This is a genomic window from Lutibacter sp. TH_r2, from assembly GCF_033101135.1.
Taxonomy (GTDB): domain Bacteria; phylum Bacteroidota; class Bacteroidia; order Flavobacteriales; family Flavobacteriaceae; genus Lutibacter.
The window spans coordinates 783,377-799,888 of record NZ_JAWMPV010000001.1; the positions used below are offsets into that span (position 1 = coordinate 783,377).

Consider the following 16,512-nt stretch of genomic DNA (forward strand, 5'->3'; position numbering starts at 1 on the left):
TATTAACCTAAAAATATTTTTTAATTATGCCTAGTGGTAAAAAGAGAAAAAGAGCAAAAATCTCTACTCATAAACGTAAAAAAAGAGCAAGAGCAAACAGACATAAAAAGAAAAAGTAAGCTAAGCTTACTTTTTCTGTCTTTAAAAAGTTCATTGAAATAGATAGTTGTATAAAAACAACTATTTTGGGTATTACAACCTGATAAAAACATTTATAAATTGTTTGTATATGTTTATATGTATACAAACACAAAAACAATTCAGAGTGAAAACAGAATTAATAATAAGATCGAACTCCTCTGATATTGATTTTGCCTTATTAAAAGATGGTAAATTAATTGCTTTAAATAATGAAACTAACGGAAATAAATTTTCAGTTGGGGATATTTTTTTAGCTAAAATTGGTAAAGTACTTTCCGGATTAAACGCCTCATTTGTTAATGTTGGTTACGAAAAAGACGGATTTTTACACTACCATGATTTAGGTGCGCAATTAAAATCGTTAAATAAATTTATAAAAGGTATAGTTTCAGGTAAGATTAAAGATTACACTTTAAAAAATTTCAGACAAGAATCCGATATTGATAAAAACGGAAGTATTGTTGATGTACTAAAAACTGGTCAAAATTTATTAGTACAAATTGTAAAAGAACCTATATCTACCAAAGGTCCACGTATGTGTTCCGAATTATCAATAGCAGGTAGGTATTTAGTTTTAGTCCCTTTTTCTGATAGAGTTTCCGTATCTCAAAAAATTATGGATCAAGAAGAAAAAGATCGACTAAAAAGATTAGTAAAAAGCATTAAACCTAAAGGGTTTGGAGTAATTATAAGAACTGTAGCTGAAGGAAAAAAAGTTGCTGAACTTGATAGAGATCTCCAAAATTCTTTAGACCGTTGGGTGGCCATGGGCAAAAAAGTTAAAAAAGCCAAACAACAACAATTACCTACCAAAGTTTTAAGTGAATTAAACAGAGCCTCTTCTATCTTAAGAGATTTGTTTAACGATTCTTTTACAAGCATTGTAACTAATGATGAAACTTTGTTTTTAGAAATTAAAGAGTATTTACAAGAAATAGCTCCCGATAAAGAATCTATAGTGAAATTGTACAATTCAAAAATTCCAATGTTTGAAAAATTTGGCATTGAACGTCAAATTAAAACTTCATTTGGAAAAACAGTTTCAATGAGTAAAGGAGCATACCTTGTAATTGAACATACCGAAGCCTTACACGTAGTTGATGTAAATAGTGGTAACCGATCTAATAAAGCTTCTTCACAAGCAGATACTGCTTTAGAAGTGAATATGATTGCTGCTACAGAAATTGCACGTCAATTACAGTTAAGAGATATGGGTGGAATTATTGTAGTAGATTTTATTGATATGCACACAGCTGAACATCGTCAAAAATTGTACGAGCATTTAAAAGCTGAAATGGCATTTGATAAAACAAAGCATAAAATTCTACCTCCAAGTAAATTTGGATTGGTACAAATTACTCGCCAACGAGTTAGACCAGAGTTGGTAATTAAAACAAAAGAACCAAACCCAAGTGGTGAAGGTGAAGTTGAAGCACCTATTGTATTAATTGAAAAAATACAAGTGCAATTAGATAGGCTAATAAATTCAAATACACATAAAAAGATTGCAATAAATACGCATCCTTTTATTGCAGCTTATCTTAAAAAAGGAACACCATCCTTACAACAAAAATGGTTTTTTAAATATAAAAAGTGGATTAAGATTTTACCGAGAGATGCATACCAATATTTACAATTTGAATTTTCAAATGAAAATGGTGAATATATAAAATAAGGCACTCACAATATCTAATAAAGCCTTGAAGCTAAAAAGTTTCAGGGCTTTTTCTTTAAAACCAATACCCAACATTAAAATACCAATTACTATTCTTTTGATCTGGTGACCAAGCATAATTTACTTCAATTGGTCCTAAAAAAGTATCTAAACCATAGCCTAGCATATATCCAGATTTGGTATTATCAAAAATCATACCTTCATTAAATATATCATTTTCAACCCTTGCATAATTAACAGCGGCTGAAAAATAATTTTTTGGTAAAAACTCATAACGTAAAGTTAAAGCTGATTTTAAAAAAGAATCTTCTCGTAACTCTCCAAAATCATAACCAAATAATGGTGTAAAATTATTTATATAATTATCTCCATAACCACCAACAATAAAATCCAATACCTGATTAGTATTGGTACCCATTGTAATTCCTGCTTCAGAGGTGAAATGGGCAGTTAAATTATTAAAAAAAGTATGTGCATATCCAAATTTACCCTTTAATTGGGAAAACGGCTTAAAATTATTATTGTAATCTGAAGATGTTAAATACCACGTGAATTTAGCATCTAAATAAGCTCCCTTTTTTTGAAAATAACTTTTATCGTATGTGTCAATTTTAATATAGGCTATACCACTTAAATAATCCGACTTATCAAAATAAAATCTTCCATTTTCTTCAGCTAACGGGTTATTCTCAACAGTTGAAATAGTTTCTGTATAGGCTTTAATTCGCTTATGCTCAAATCCTGCTCCAATTGCAAATTTTCTATTAAAAACTGTTTGAACATATATTTGATTTGTAAAATCTTGATACTCTAAATTAATTTTATTAATATTATCTTCATCAAAGTTAACATTTGAATTAAAACTATTATATCTAGATTTAATACCAAAACTAGTATAAAATCCATTATCAATAAAATAATTAAGATTGTATCTAATATTATCTCCTAGTATTAAATCTGTTGAAATAACATCATTTTTAAACAATAAATGTTTTGACAAACCATTAATTAAAACTCCTGTTTTATATAACTCATCATAATGAACACCAATTTGAAAATAATTTGAAATTAAATGTTCCCTTACTTTAAATTTTACAACACTTCCCTTTTCTTCATCTACAATTTTATATTGAATACTCTCAAAATTTCCTGTTCCATATAAATTATTAATACTTGTTACAAGACTTTTATAACTTGTTGTATCACTTTTTTTTAAGTTTAACTTTCCTAAAACATAAGCTCTAGTATAATTTTTATTGCCTTGAATTTCTATACTTTTAATATGAAATTTTTCAGACTTGCTAAAATCAATAACTTTTTTTTCCTTTTTTTGCTGTAAATTACTGATCGCTTTTAATTGCTCCATAAATACTCTAGAAGTAGAATCGCCAATTTTCATAATATCATCTATAGCTTCAAAGGAAACTACATTATATTTTGTTAAATCAGGTCTAATCAAAATATCTGTTCTATTTCTTTTTTCTTCAATGCTTTTATACATTTGAAAACCTACTATCTGATTCAATATTTTTGGTGCAGAAATTAACTTATCTTTTGTATCTAAACCTCCTTGAATATCAACTCCAATAATTATATCTGCTCCCATAGCTTTTACTTCATCTACAGGAAAATTATTTACAATTCCACCATCTGAATACAATTTACCATCAATTTCTACAGGAGATAAAAGCGTTGGAAAAGAACCACTAGCTTTAACAACTTCTGGTAAAAAACCTTCTCTAAATATTTTTTGTTTTCCAGTTTCTAAATCGGTACCAATACATAAAAACGGAATTGGAAGTTTATTAAAATCGTTAATATTATTAACGTGCTGTGTAAGTTTGGTAATCAAATTTAAAACATTTTGACCATCGGTTATTGCTCTTGGAATGCCAACTTTTCTATTTTTAACTGGTAATGTTAAGGCGTACTTCTCCCCACTTTCCTTTTCATAAAAAGGTTTAGATTTTCGTGGTAAATCATTAGAAATTACTTTAAAAAAATCGATGGTTTTAATTATAGAATCTAATTCTGTAGCATTATAACCTGAAGCGTATAAACCTCCCACAATAGCTCCCATACTTGTTCCTCCAATATAATCTACTCTTACGCCTGCTTCTTCAAGAACTTTTAAAACTGCAACATGAGAAAACCCTTTTGCTCCGCCTCCACTTAATACAACACCAACCTTTAAATCTTTTACAGGTTTTTCTTGAGCAAAAAGTGTGCTTACAAAAAATAGCAATGTAATTAAAATTACCTTTTTCATTTTTTTGAGTTTGTTTTATGGTGGTAATAATCAAAAACTTTTACAGCTCTACTTTTTCCAACTACTTTTTCTATATCTTCAAATTTAGCTTCAGAAACTCTTTTAGCAGATTTAAAATATTTTAATAAAGATACAATAGTTTGTTTTCCAATTCCAGGAATTTGTTCTAATTCTGTTACCAAAGCACTTTTGCTTCGTTTATTTCTATGGTGTGTAATTCCAAATCTGTGCGCTTCGTTTCTTAAAAACTGAATTATTTTTAAACTTTCAGATTTTTTATCTAAATATAATGGTACTGGATCGTCTGGATAATAAATTTCTTCTAATCGTTTTGCAATACCAATTATAGCTATTTTATTTCTTAATCCTAAAACATCTAGACTTTTTAATGAAGAAGACAATTGACCTTTTCCACCATCAATTACAATTAGTTGCGGCAAAGGTAAATCTTCATCTTGCAACCTCTTATAACGTCTAAAAACCACCTCTTCCATAGAGGCAAAATCATCTGGGCCTTCAACTGTTTTAATGTTAAAATGTCTATAATCCTTTTTGCTTGGTTTTCCATCTTTAAAAACTACACAAGCAGCAACTGGATGCGTTCCTTGTATATTTGAATTATCAAAACACTCAATATGTCTAGGTTCTTCACTTAAACGTAGATCCTTTTTCATTTGTGACATAATTCTTTTAACATGCCTATCCGGATCTACAATTTTCATTTGTTTAAATTTCTCCTGACGGAAGTATTTTGCGTTTCGTAAACTTAAATCTACAATTCGTTTTTTATCACCTAATTTTGGAACTGTAACCTTTATATCTTCACCTAAATCTACTTTGAAAGGCACAAATATTTCTTTAGATTGTGAATTAAAACGTTGTCTAATTTCAACTATTGAAAGCTCTAAAAGTTCCTTATCTGTTTCGTTTAATTTCTTTTTAATTTCTGAAGTATGAGATTGGATAATGGAACCATTTGAAATTTTAAAGAAATTAATATAGCTATAACTTTCATCAGAAGTAATTGAAAATACATCAACATTAGAAATAGCAGGGTTTACCACCGTAGATTTAGCTTGATAATTGGCTAATAAATCTATTTTTTCTTTAATTTTTTGAGCTTCTTCAAATTCCATTTCTTTCGCATAATTCATCATTAAATTATGAAAAGATTTGATTGCTTCTTTAAAATTCCCTTTAATAATATTTCTAATTGCAACAATATCGTTATTATAATCTTCAATATTTTGAAGCCCTTCACATGCGCCTTTACAATTTCCTATATGATAATCTAAACAGACTTTATACTTTTCGTTTTCAATGTTTTTTTCGCTTAAATCATAATTACAAGAACGCAACAAATACAACTCTTTAATTAAATCTAATAACGCTTTTGCTGTTCTTACTGAAGTATATGGTCCAAAATATTCAGAACCATCTTTTATAACATTTCTAGTTAAAAATACTCTTGGAAAACGCTCTTTTTTAATACAAATCCACGGATATGTTTTGTCATCTTTCAACATAACATTGTACCGTGGTTGGTATTTTTTAATTAGATTGTTTTCAAGAAGTAAGGCGTCTGTTTCCGTATTAACAACTATATGTTCAATCCGCGCTATTTTTTTTACTAAAACTCTGGTTTTTCCATATTCGTGATTTTTAGTAAAATAAGAAGAAACTCTTTTTTTTAAATTTTTAGCTTTTCCAACATACAAAATTACATCGTCTTTATCGTAATATTGATAAACACCTGGTTTGCTAGGTAATACTTTTATTTGAAGTTTTAAATCCAATATATTCTTTTTATAAAAGCATAAAAATACTCTTTTTTTAGTAGCCTTTAGTTTCCTGTTTTTTATTTCAATCTATATATAAGAAAACTATAATATAAAAAAAGCTCAAGTTTAAACTTGAGCTTTTTATTTTTAGTTTCCAAACAAAAATGTTTTTACAACATCCCAATTAGAAATAATATTATACGTTGCTAAAAATGAAGCTAAAAAAACTACAATAGCTATTTTTACTTGTCTACTAGTTAATCCTTTACTCATATTTTTGCTTTATAATTACAAATTTATTTTAAAATTCCTGTAAATATAAGAACATAATATACTCCTGTTAAAATAAAAACAACTCCAGCTATCATTCGCATCCATTTCTCTACAATTTTAATTTTAGTATAAAACAAACCTACGCTACCTGCAGCAAATGCCAATAAATAGGTAAATAAAACAACGGGCAAACCTGTACCTAAAGCAAACACAATAGGTAAATACAAACCTTCAGCACTTGAAATAGTCATAGGAATTAACATTCCAAAATACAAAGCGCCACTATACGGACAAAAAGCTAAAGCAAATAAAACGCCAATAACAAAAGAACCTAATAAACCTTTATCCGAAAATTTTTGACTTAATTTTTCAGTAAAATTAGATTTTCCTAAAAAATTTAACCGAATTACATTTAGCATTATTAATCCAACTAATATTAACAATGGTCCTAGATATTTCTCTCCATTTTGTTGAAAAAAACGTGCTATATGAAATTTACTTGCACCGAAAAATAAAATTAATCCTATTAAGGTATAACTAAAAGCTCTTCCTGATGAATAAATTATTCCACTTAAAAAAACCTTTTTTTTATTGCTTATATTTTTTGAAATAAAAGCTGTAGCTGTAATATTAGTTGCTAACGGACAAGGGCTAATGCTTGTCATTAAACCCAACAGCAAAGCTGATAAAATTGGAATATTATAAGTGTCTAATAATGATTGTAATACATCCATTATAGTTTATTTAACTGCTCTTCTATTTTAGCTTTTAACTGCTCTGAAAATTCTTTATTATTTTTCCCAGTAGCAAAAGCAAATTCAGTTAAATCTATTTGTTCTTCTTTACCTTTATTTACTACATTTAAAAATAAAGCTGTACCTGTAGCTTCAAATTTTTCAGCAATTTTGTAATTTTCTTCAAGATCTACATCTATAACTTTAAGTTTTATTTTTCCTGCTGCTAATTCTTTAGCAAAATACGTTTCTAAAGTGTATTTTGAGTTAGACTCAATAGCTTTACAAGTAATACATCTATGTGTTGAGTGAAAATCAATCACTTCAATTACATTGTTTTTGGCGATGGTTTCTTCAGCCTTACTTTCTTTTTTATTTCCACAAGAAACAATTACTAAACTAATAATTGTTACAATTAAAATTTTGATGTTTTTCATTCTTAAAATTTGTTTATGATTAAAATATAATATTAAATAAGTATCCTGAAATAATGATACATAATGTTACTACTGAAAAGAAAATGGCAATTAATTTTAAGGTCATTACCTTTTTCAAAAGCATTGCTTCTGGTAATGAAAGTCCAACAACTCCCATCATAAATGCAATTGCTGTTCCCAAAGGAATTCCTTTAGAAACTAATACTTGTGCTACTGGTAAAATACCTGATGCGTTAGAATACATTGGGACTGCTACTATTGTTGCAATTGGTACAGCAAACCAATTATCTTTAGCCATATACTTTTCAAAAAAACCTTCAGGAATATAGCCATGCATTAAACCACCAATGGCAATTCCAACTAAAACATAAGGCACAATTCCTTTTAATATAGTTTTTGTTTCTTTCCAAATTGCAGGAATTCTATCTTTAAATGGTGTATGTTCTATTTCAAATTGTTCTGTTTCTTTTTGACTGTTAGCTAAAACTTGCTGCACCCAAGGAGATAAATATTTTTCTAGTTTTAATTTTTGAAGAATTATTCCTGAAATAGTTCCTAACAAAACACCACTAACTACATAAATTACCGTTGTTTTTAAGCCAAATAATCCGATAAATAATCCAATTGCAACTTCGTTTACTAAAGGTGACGTAATTAAAAATGAAAAAGTTACACCTAAAGGAATTCCTCCCTTTACAAAACCTATAAATAAAGGTACAGATGAACATGAACAAAACGGTGTAACAGTTCCAAATAAGGATGCTACCAAATATTCAAATCCATATAATTTTTTTCGAGACAAGTAATTTCTCACTTTTTCAACGGGGAAATAACTATTTACAATTCCCATAAAGAAAATAATTACCAAAACCAGTAATAAAATCTTTACAGAATCATATATAAAAAAGTTTAAAGCTTCCGTTAGGTGCTTGCCTGCTTCTAATTTTAAAACATCTAAAACAAGCCAATCTGCTAATTTTTGAATCCAATCAAACATTATTTAATCTTTTTTTATTATCACTTCAAGCACTTTAACTCTAGGAGGTGTGTATTGAGAAGTTCTCGATACATTGTCTCTTACTTTATATCAAAAAAAAATACTCGAACTGATGCAGTTATTATTTACTCTTTTGAATAATATTTCCTTTTCAACCAAAGCGATACGTTAACCAAACCTATTAAAACAGGAACTTCAACCAAAGGTCCAATTACTCCTGTAAATGCTTGTTGAGAATTTATTCCAAAAACTGCAATGGCTACTGCAATTGCCAATTCAAAATTGTTACCTGTTGCTGTAAATGCTACTGCTGCATTACGTTTGTAATCTATATTCATTGCTTTTCCCATAAAGAAACTAACAAAGAACATTAACACAAAGTAAATTACTAACGGAACTGCAATTTTTAATACATCTAATGGAATTTCAACAATTAAATCGCCCTTTAAACTGAACATTAAAACTATGGTTCCTAACAAAGCAATTAACGTAATTGGTGAAATTGCTGGAATAAATTTTCTATTGTAATAATCTAAACTTTTGTATTTAACAATAAAATAGCGACTTAAATATCCCATTAAAAACGGAATTCCTAAATAAATGGCTACACTTTGAGCTACTTCACCAATAGAAATGTTTACATCAAAACCTTCTAACCCTAAATAATTTGGTAAAACTGTAATAAATAACCAAGCATAAAAACTATATGTTATAATTTGAAAAACACTATTTAAAGCTACCAGTGTTGCTCCATACTCTCTGCTCGCTCCTGCTAAATCGTTCCAAACAATAACCATTGCAATACAACGTGCCAAACCAATTAGAATTAGTCCAGACATATAACCTGGTTCGTCTCTTAAAAAAATTACCGCTAAAACAAACATTAAAATTGGACCAACAATCCAGTTTAAAAATAATGATAACGACATTAATTTAGCGTCCTTAAAAACAGTTGGAATTAGACTATAATCTACTTTTGCCAAAGGAGGATACATCATTAAAATTAACCCTATTGCTAAAGGAATATTTGTTGTTCCTACAGATAATTTATCTGTTATAGTTGCCATTTGAGGAAAAAAATATCCTAATCCAACACCAATGGCCATTGCTAAAAATATCCATAAGGTTAAATACCTATCTAAAAATTTAAGTCTTTTTTTCATTTTTTTATTAAATTTTCAAGTGCCTAAAAAATCACTCATTCGTCAACCTGAACTTGGTTCAGGTTCACATAATTAATCATAACCTATTTAGATGAGATTCTGAAACAAGTTCAGCATGACGGTTTTCACTTCTTAATTTGAGAAAATACGTACATCATTTCTGAAGCAATTTCATTGCTTCTTTCTAAATATTTTTCTTCTTGTTGTGGTGTATTATCAAAAGCTTTTGGATCATTATATCTAACTGGAATTCTAACTTCACAACCAAAAATAAAGGGACAATTTTCATCTGCGTGATCACAAGTCATTAATGCTGCAAACGCACCTTTTGGATTAAAATCATCGTCGTATTTTTTAGAAAAACATATAATTGGATGTGCATTTTCTGCGTACTTAACACTATAAACTGGATTTTTTTCATTAGATAATTTAGCTATTTGAAATCCTTGTTTTTCTAACGTTTTTCCAACCATTGGAAACATAGCCGTAGCTTCAGTTCCACCAGAATAGCAATACACATTTTTTACTCCGAAATTTTGAGCTGCAGTTTGCGCCCATATTTGAGCTAAATGACTTCTCCGTGAATTATGCGTACAAATAAAATTTAAATTTACATTTTCACCTTGTGAAACTTTAGTTTGAATATAATCTACTAACGGTTGTAAACCTGATTTTCTTTCGGTTGAAACTTTAATGTTTTTCAACAATTCAACAGTATTGTTTATTTCTTTAAATAACATAGATTATTTTTTTTAGCAACAACTAGTTTCACTTTCATCTGTAGAACAACAAGAAGAATTTGAAGTATCATCTGAACAACATGCGTTATTAGCAAAATTATCTACCAATATTGATTTAACATCATCTTTACTTGGAACCTTACCTTTAATCATAACTTTTCCATCTACAACTATAGCTGGAGTAGTCATAACTTCAAAAGCCATTATTTCCATAATGTCCGTAACTTTTTCAATTTTAGCATCAATATTTAATTCATTTACTACTTCTGTAACTATAGCTTCTGTACTTATACATTTTGGACATCCTGTACCTAATATTTTAATTGATTTCATAATATTTTATTTAATTTAAATTTTATAGTTTTTTTATTTATTCTTTTAACAACAATTTGATTCTGGAGAACAACAACTTTCTGAATTACTATCTATATCTGAAAGTTTCACTTTTGTTTTTTCAAGTGGAATTCCACAATTATCCTTTGCCAAACAATCTGTTTGTTTTGTAGTTAATAAAAAGTTTTTCCCGTTAAAATCTAACCCATACTTACCAATAGTTGCAGCTTGGTATTCTACTTCAATTTCTAAATTTCCAAGTTTTAATAACTTATCAGATAATTCAATAATACTAATTAGCTTTTCTGGGTGTAATCTATGATCATAATCATTTGCCTCCCATAATTGAAAATTTGCAACAACTTCGTTTCTTAACGTACCTCCACAATCAATAAAATGCTTTGTAACCTTACCTACTTCAGTTACATGAAAATGATTTGGAACTAAATCACCGTTTGGTAATTGAAATGCAATGTTTTTTAAAGTGCTTAAATGCTTTTTTATCTCTTGAATATTCATTTTTTTGTTTTTAATCTCATCAATATTTATCGTAAATAAACGATTGATATATTTAAATTTTTTTAACTACACGAAATTTTATTTATATTTTTATTGAAAAAATTATTGAAAATCATTTTAGCTTTCTTCCAATTCTCTTGATCTATACAATACTTAATTTTTGGAGGATTTACAGTACCTTTAATTAAACCAGCATCCTTCAACTCTTTTAAATGTTGTGAAATTGTTGATTGTGCTAATGGCAAAACCTCCAGTAAATCACCTGTATAACAACAACTTGTATTGTCTAAATGATTTAAAATTTTAATACGAGTTGGATGCCCTAAAGCTTTTGCAAATTTGGCTAACTCTTCAGTTTCAATTTGATATACTATATTTTCCTTTGTTCTTTTCATTGTCTATCGCAAATTTACGATAAGAAAATTAATTACCAAATAATTTTAAACCTTTTTAAATTTCTATGGTCTTATAAAAGTTACAAATTAAGAATATGAAAGCTTTAAATATACTTCTAGTGATTGCATTAATTATTTTTCAGTATTCGTGCGCACAAGAACAAAAACAATGGTACCCTGTTGTAGATACAAGCGTTAGTGAATTTTACAGTGATGGTGATATTATCAAAGAACCTAAACCAAATGAAGAGTTTTACGGACAAGATGCTAATTATACTGGAAATCAACCTTCGTATACAAATAATGATGATGGAACAATAACCGATACTGTTACAGGTTTAATGTGGGAACAGAATATGGGTGAAAAAATTACTTTTGAAGAAGCTTTTAAAAAAGCTGAAAATTCAACTTTAGGCGTTTATACAGATTGGCGTGTACCAACTATAAAAGAATTGTATTCATTAATTCTATTTACTGGGCAAGTAAAAGGAGCGCATTCAATAGATTTATTTATCGATACCAATTATTTCGAACAACCTTTGGGAGATACTTCAAAAGATGAAAGAGAAATTGACGCACAAACCTGGTCTTCTACAGCATATGTTGGAAGAACAATGAGAAATGACGAAACTGTTTTTGGAGTAAATTTTATTGATGGACGAATTAAAGGGTATCCAAAATACAATCCACGTACTAAAAATGCACATAAGATGTATTTTAGAATGGTGAGAGGAAATACTGCTTACGGGAAAAATAATTTTATTGATAATGGAGATGGAACTATTAGTGATTTGGCAACTGGTTTAATGTGGCAAAAAACAGACGATGGATCATCAAGAGATTGGGAAGAATCTCTAACTTATGCTGAAAATTTAAAGCTTGGAAATAAATCTGATTGGAGATTACCAAATGCTAAAGAATTACAAAGTATTGTAGATTATACACGTTCATTACAAACCACAAATTCACCTGCAATAAATCCTATTTTTGAAACTTCAGAAATAAAAGATGCTGATGGGAATATAAATTATCCTTTTTTCTGGAGCTCAACCACACATAAAGATGGTAGAAATCCGTATGGTAGCGCTATTTATATAGCTTTTGGTGAAGGACAAGGTAAAATGCGCAACAAACTTATGGATGTTCACGGTGCAGGTTGCCAACGCATCGATCCTAAAAGTGGAAATAAAGACGATTATCCGCAATTTTTTGGACCTCAAGGAGATGTCCGATATGTGTACAATTATGTAAGATGTGTAAGAACTATAAATTAAAAAATAAAATAGAATAAAACACAATATGAAACTAAATAAATTTACCCTAGTAGGATTATTAAGCATATTTCTAATTTCTTGCGGAAGCAACGACGATGATACCGATATAAATAACGAATCAAATGATGATGATGAAGTTATTGAAATCCCTACTCCAGATAAACACTATACAATTGTAGACACTGGTACAATAAATTTTTATAGTGATTCTGATATTATTTCAGAACCTTCAACAAGTGATCCTTTTTTTGGACAAGATGCTAATTACAGCGGAAATCAACCTTCTTACACAAATAATAATGATGGAACTATTACCGATAATGTTACTGGATTAATGTGGGAACAAGATATGGGCTCTAAAATAACTTTTAGTGAAGCTGCTACAAAAGCATCCAACTCAAGTTTAGGAAATTATACAGATTGGAGGGTTCCTACTCTAAAAGAATTATACTCATTAATATTATTTTCGGGTAAAGTAAACAGTGAAGTAGCTATTGACTTATTTATAGATACTAATTATTTTAATCAAGAATTAGGTGATACTTCTATTGGAGAACGTGAAATTGATGCTCAAACTTGGTCTTCAACAGAATATGTTTCTACTACAATGAATGGAGTTGAAACTGTTTTTGGTGTGAATTTTATTGATGGACGCATAAAAGGGTATCCAAAATACAAACCAGATACAGGAAATGCAAACACGATGTATTTTAGAATGGTGAGAGGAAATACTGACTATGGTACAAATGATTTTATTGATAACGGAGACGGTACAATTAGTGATTTAGCAACTGGTTTAATGTGGCAAAAAACAGATGATGGAACATCAAGAGATTGGGAAGAATCTTTAGCCTATGCAGAAGATCTAACTCATGGAAATAAATCGGATTGGCGTTTACCAAACGCTAAAGAATTACAAAGCATTGTAGATTATACCAGATCTCCAAAAACAACAAACTCTCCAGCCATTGATCCACTTTTTGATTGTACTGAAATATCAGATCCAGATGGAAACAAAGGGAATTATCCGTTTTATTGGACTGGAACTAGTCATTTAGATGGCGTAAACCCATATTCAAGTGGTGTTTATGTTGCTTTTGGCGAAGGACAAGGAGAAATGAATGGTGTTTTAATGGATGTTCATGGAGCAGGTTGCCAACGAAGTGATCCTAAAAATGGAAGTAAAGATGATTATCCACAATTTTTTGGACCTCAAGGTGATGTTAGATATGTTTATAATTATGTTCGATGTGTGAGAACTATTAATTAAAAAACATTGTAAATTATTTTGATTCAACATAAAACCTTCAACTTTTATATTTTTTTAGTCATTTCCATTATACTATTTTCTTGTTCTGAAGAAAATGATGACTTTACAGATCCTGTAATAGAAGAAGATCCAGTTGATGAAATAATAAATAATAAACCCAATATTCTTTTAGTAATTGCTGATGATATGGGTTTAGATGCCTCTCCAGGTTATTCGATTGGGTCAACAAAACCAAATATGCCAAATTTGCAACATTTAATTAATACGGGAATTACCTATAATTATGTTTGGTCAAACCCTACTTGTTCACCAACCAGAGCTACCATTTTAACTGGTAAATACGGTATTAATAATGGTGTTCTGGAAGTTAATAACACATTAAGTGCTGCAGAAACATCACTTCAAACCTATATAGATACCAATCTAAATGGTGAATATGCTTCTGCAGTAATTGGTAAATGGCATTTATCAAATAATAAAAATCACCCTGAAATTATGGGTATTGAATATTATGCTGGGTTTTTATCAGGAGCAATGAATGATTATTGGAATTGGAAATTTACTGAAAACGGAACTCAAACAACAAGTACTACATACAATACTACTGCATACACAAACATTGCCATTGATTGGATTGAAGAACAAACAAAACCTTGGTTTGTATGGCTAGCCTACAACGCTCCACACAACCCTTTTCATTTACCTCCAATAGAATTACATTCTCAAGGAAGTTTAGCAACCGATCAAGCAAGTATTGATGCCAATCCGTTACCTTATTATTTAGCAATGCTCGAAGCAATGGATACTGAATTTGGAAGACTTTTAAATTCTTTGAGTGAAGAAGAAAAGGAAAACACAATTATTATTTTTATTGGAGATAATGGAACTCCTAATCAAGTAGCACAAGAATACAACAGTAAACGAGTGAAAGGATCTTTATATCAAGGAGGTATAAACGTTCCAATGGTAATTGCAGGCAAAAATGTAACTAGAATAAATGAAGTTGAAAATGCTTTAATAAATACTACTGATTTATTTGCAACTATTGCAAACATTGCAGGAATTCAGATTGATAAAATTAACGATAGTAAAAGTTTTCAAGAATCGTTTTCAAATTCAAGCTTTTCAGAAAGAGAATATGCGTATGCTGAAGATGAATTTAATGTAACTATTAGAAACAATACACATAAATACATGTTGTTTGATGACAATTCAGAATCGTTATTTAATTTAAGCATCGACCCTCTAGAAACTAAAAATCTATTAAATTCAAAAAACTTACCCTTAAGTGAGAATGATAGTAAAATGAAAGATGAACTAACCCAAAAACTAGCAGAAATTAAGCCGTAATTTTTTCATCCTCTTCCTTTGGAAATGCTTTTTTACTAAATAAAATCAATAATAAAACTCCAATAGAAATAGCTGAATCTGCAACGTTAAAAATTGCATTAAAAAAGGTAAAAGGTTTACCTCCAAAATATGGAATCCAAGAAGGTAAATCTCCATGCCACATTGGAAAATAAAACATATCTACTACTTTACCATGAAAAATTGTTCCATAAGTATCTTCTGCAAATAATGTTGCTAGTTGATTGCCTCCTGGTGTATTAAAAATTACTCCATAAAACACTGAATCAATTATATTACCTAAAGCTCCAGCAAAAATCAACGACACAGCAATGACCAAAATAATATGAGCATTCTTTTTTATCGATGAATATAACCAATATCCAATCCCAGTTATAGCAAATAGTCTAAAAATAGTTAGAAATAATTTTCCTTTTTTCCCACCAAATTCAGCTCCCCATGCCATTCCATTGTTTTCAATAAAATGAATTCTAAACCATTCAAATACTCTAACTTCTTCTCCATAATAGAAGTTTGTTTTTATATATATTTTACTAATCTGATCAATTAATAAAACTAATATTATAATTGCTATTGCTTTTTTCAATGGAATATATTTTTGAATTTTCATTAAAAAAGAAATTATCTAAAGAGTAATTTTCATCATTCTGAACTTGTTTCAGGTTCGCATCATAATTGGAAATCAAAAAGATGAGATTCTGAAACAAGTTCAGAATGACGGTTACATACTTTAGATAATTTCTTTTCTATTGTATACTTATTATATTATTGTTGCATTCTTTTAGCTTCAATACTTAATGTTGCATGAGGCACTAATTTTAAACGCTCTTTCTGAATCAATTTCCCAGTAACACGACAAACACCGTATGTTTTGTTTTCTATACGTAACAATGCATTTTTTAAATCTCTAATAAATTTTTCTTGTCTAATTGCCAATTGAACATTTGCTTCTTTAGACATTGTTTCACTACCTTCTTCAAACGCTTTAAAAGTTGGAGATGTATCATCTGTACCGTTATTACTATCGTTTTTAAAAGAACTTTGTAGCAGTCTTAAATCTTCTTTTGCATTTTCTATTTTAGCTTGTATAATTTCTCTGAATTCAGCTAAATCAGTGTCCGAGTATCTATTATTTTCATTCAT

At 29.1% G+C, this 16,512-nt stretch carries 17 protein-coding genes; 4 read left to right on the forward strand and 13 right to left on the reverse strand.

All coding sequences use genetic code 11. The features are described 5' to 3' along the window. The first annotated feature begins 265 nt into the window (after positions 1-265). Complete coding sequence (locus R3X25_RS03220; RefSeq protein ID WP_317671792.1) at positions 266-1,816, forward strand: ribonuclease E/G; 1,551 nt, start codon at positions 266-268, stop codon at positions 1,814-1,816. 55 nt (positions 1,817-1,871) lie between these two features. Here R3X25_RS03220 and R3X25_RS03225 read toward each other — a convergent pair whose 3' ends face one another. The 11 genes from R3X25_RS03225 to R3X25_RS03275 all read right to left on the reverse strand — a co-directional run bounded on the left by R3X25_RS03225 (position 1,872) and on the right by R3X25_RS03275 (position 11,457). Further along, positions 1,872-4,085, reverse strand: a complete 2,214-nt coding sequence (locus R3X25_RS03225) for a patatin-like phospholipase family protein (protein ID WP_317671794.1) — start codon at positions 4,083-4,085, stop codon at positions 1,872-1,874. Further along, positions 4,082-5,881: an excinuclease ABC subunit UvrC gene (gene uvrC, locus R3X25_RS03230; RefSeq protein WP_317671796.1), complete on the reverse strand. Its 1,800-nt coding sequence runs from the start codon at positions 5,879-5,881 to the stop codon at positions 4,082-4,084. Before uvrC ends, R3X25_RS03225 begins: the two co-directional genes overlap by 4 nt. Positions 5,882-6,013: 132 nt before the next feature. Further along, positions 6,014-6,139 carry a hypothetical protein gene (locus tag R3X25_RS03235; RefSeq protein ID WP_317671798.1) on the reverse strand — a complete coding sequence of 42 codons (126 nt, stop codon included), beginning with the start codon at positions 6,137-6,139 and terminating at the stop codon, positions 6,014-6,016. A 23-nt stretch (positions 6,140-6,162) separates the two neighbouring features. Next, positions 6,163-6,873: an aromatic aminobenezylarsenical efflux permease ArsG family transporter gene (locus tag R3X25_RS03240; protein WP_317671800.1), complete on the reverse strand. Its 711-nt coding sequence runs from the start codon at positions 6,871-6,873 to the stop codon at positions 6,163-6,165. After that, positions 6,873-7,310, reverse strand: coding sequence for a nitrophenyl compound nitroreductase subunit ArsF family protein (locus tag R3X25_RS03245; RefSeq protein ID WP_317671802.1), 438 nt, complete (start codon positions 7,308-7,310; stop codon positions 6,873-6,875). Before R3X25_RS03245 ends, R3X25_RS03240 begins: the two co-directional genes overlap by 1 nt. 19 nt (positions 7,311-7,329) lie before the next feature. Next, entirely contained in the window at positions 7,330-8,307 is a 978-nt protein-coding gene (locus R3X25_RS03250; protein ID WP_317671804.1) for a permease, read from the reverse strand. A 125-nt stretch (positions 8,308-8,432) separates the two neighbouring features. Then, positions 8,433-9,470, reverse strand: a complete 1,038-nt coding sequence (arsB, locus tag R3X25_RS03255) for an ACR3 family arsenite efflux transporter (RefSeq protein WP_317671806.1) — start codon at positions 9,468-9,470, stop codon at positions 8,433-8,435. 125 nt (positions 9,471-9,595) lie between these two features. Next, positions 9,596-10,210, reverse strand: a complete 615-nt coding sequence (locus R3X25_RS03260) for a protein-tyrosine-phosphatase (protein ID WP_317671808.1) — start codon at positions 10,208-10,210, stop codon at positions 9,596-9,598. Between the two features lie 12 nt (positions 10,211-10,222). Then, positions 10,223-10,543, reverse strand: a complete 321-nt coding sequence (locus R3X25_RS03265; RefSeq protein ID WP_317671810.1) for a thioredoxin family protein — start codon at positions 10,541-10,543, stop codon at positions 10,223-10,225. Between the two features lie 45 nt (positions 10,544-10,588). After that, positions 10,589-11,062 (reverse strand): DUF6428 family protein, encoded by a 474-nt coding sequence (locus tag R3X25_RS03270; RefSeq protein WP_317671812.1) that lies wholly within the window; start codon positions 11,060-11,062, stop codon positions 10,589-10,591. Between the two features lie 62 nt (positions 11,063-11,124). Next, positions 11,125-11,457 carry a metalloregulator ArsR/SmtB family transcription factor gene (locus R3X25_RS03275; RefSeq protein ID WP_317671814.1) on the reverse strand — a complete coding sequence of 111 codons (333 nt, stop codon included), beginning with the start codon at positions 11,455-11,457 and terminating at the stop codon, positions 11,125-11,127. A gap of 95 nt (positions 11,458-11,552) precedes the next feature. On the opposite strand from R3X25_RS03275, the gene R3X25_RS03280 reads away from it, so the two are divergent. Genes R3X25_RS03280 through R3X25_RS03290 form a run of 3 tightly spaced genes read left to right on the forward strand, consistent with a single transcriptional unit; the run spans position 11,553 to position 15,351 of the window. Next, on the forward strand, positions 11,553-12,731 hold the full coding sequence (locus R3X25_RS03280; RefSeq protein WP_317671816.1) for a DUF1566 domain-containing protein: 1,179 nt from the start codon (positions 11,553-11,555) through the stop codon (positions 12,729-12,731). A gap of 25 nt (positions 12,732-12,756) precedes the next feature. Continuing rightward, entirely contained in the window at positions 12,757-14,001 is a 1,245-nt protein-coding gene (locus tag R3X25_RS03285) for a DUF1566 domain-containing protein (protein WP_317671818.1), read from the forward strand. A gap of 18 nt (positions 14,002-14,019) precedes the next feature. Next, entirely contained in the window at positions 14,020-15,351 is a 1,332-nt protein-coding gene (locus R3X25_RS03290) for a sulfatase-like hydrolase/transferase (protein ID WP_317671820.1), read from the forward strand. Here R3X25_RS03290 and R3X25_RS03295 read toward each other — a convergent pair. Together R3X25_RS03295 and R3X25_RS03300 are read right to left on the reverse strand one after the other, a co-directional pair. Continuing rightward, on the reverse strand, positions 15,341-15,961 hold the full coding sequence (locus R3X25_RS03295) for a lipoprotein signal peptidase (protein WP_317673390.1): 621 nt from the start codon (positions 15,959-15,961) through the stop codon (positions 15,341-15,343). The two genes, R3X25_RS03290 and R3X25_RS03295, sit on opposite strands and share 11 nt — an antisense overlap. A gap of 173 nt (positions 15,962-16,134) precedes the next feature. Beyond that, entirely contained in the window at positions 16,135-16,512 is a 378-nt protein-coding gene (locus R3X25_RS03300) for a TraR/DksA family transcriptional regulator (RefSeq protein ID WP_317671822.1), read from the reverse strand.

What these genes read in the sequence shown, in the direction of transcription:
- R3X25_RS03225 (WP_317671794.1), bottom strand. Translation starts at nt 4,085, where the DNA reads ATGAAAAAGGTAATTTTAATTACATTGCTATTTTTTGTAAGCACACTT.
- R3X25_RS03235 (WP_317671798.1), bottom strand. Translation starts at nt 6,139, where the DNA reads ATGAGTAAAGGATTAACTAGTAGACAAGTAAAAATAGCTATTGTAGTT.
- R3X25_RS03240 (WP_317671800.1), bottom strand. Translation starts at nt 6,873, where the DNA reads ATGGATGTATTACAATCATTATTAGACACTTATAATATTCCAATTTTA.
- R3X25_RS03245 (WP_317671802.1), bottom strand. Translation starts at nt 7,310, where the DNA reads ATGAAAAACATCAAAATTTTAATTGTAACAATTATTAGTTTAGTAATT.
- R3X25_RS03250 (WP_317671804.1), bottom strand. Translation starts at nt 8,307, where the DNA reads ATGTTTGATTGGATTCAAAAATTAGCAGATTGGCTTGTTTTAGATGTT.
- arsB (WP_317671806.1), bottom strand. Translation starts at nt 9,470, where the DNA reads ATGAAAAAAAGACTTAAATTTTTAGATAGGTATTTAACCTTATGGATA.
- R3X25_RS03260 (WP_317671808.1), bottom strand. Translation starts at nt 10,210, where the DNA reads ATGTTATTTAAAGAAATAAACAATACTGTTGAATTGTTGAAAAACATT.
- R3X25_RS03265 (WP_317671810.1), bottom strand. Translation starts at nt 10,543, where the DNA reads ATGAAATCAATTAAAATATTAGGTACAGGATGTCCAAAATGTATAAGT.
- R3X25_RS03270 (WP_317671812.1), bottom strand. Translation starts at nt 11,062, where the DNA reads ATGAATATTCAAGAGATAAAAAAGCATTTAAGCACTTTAAAAAACATT.
- R3X25_RS03275 (WP_317671814.1), bottom strand. Translation starts at nt 11,457, where the DNA reads ATGAAAAGAACAAAGGAAAATATAGTATATCAAATTGAAACTGAAGAG.
- R3X25_RS03280 (WP_317671816.1), top strand. Translation starts at nt 11,553, where the DNA reads ATGAAAGCTTTAAATATACTTCTAGTGATTGCATTAATTATTTTTCAG.
- R3X25_RS03285 (WP_317671818.1), top strand. Translation starts at nt 12,757, where the DNA reads ATGAAACTAAATAAATTTACCCTAGTAGGATTATTAAGCATATTTCTA.
- R3X25_RS03300 (WP_317671822.1), bottom strand. Translation starts at nt 16,512, where the DNA reads ATGAATGAAAATAATAGATACTCGGACACTGATTTAGCTGAATTCAGA.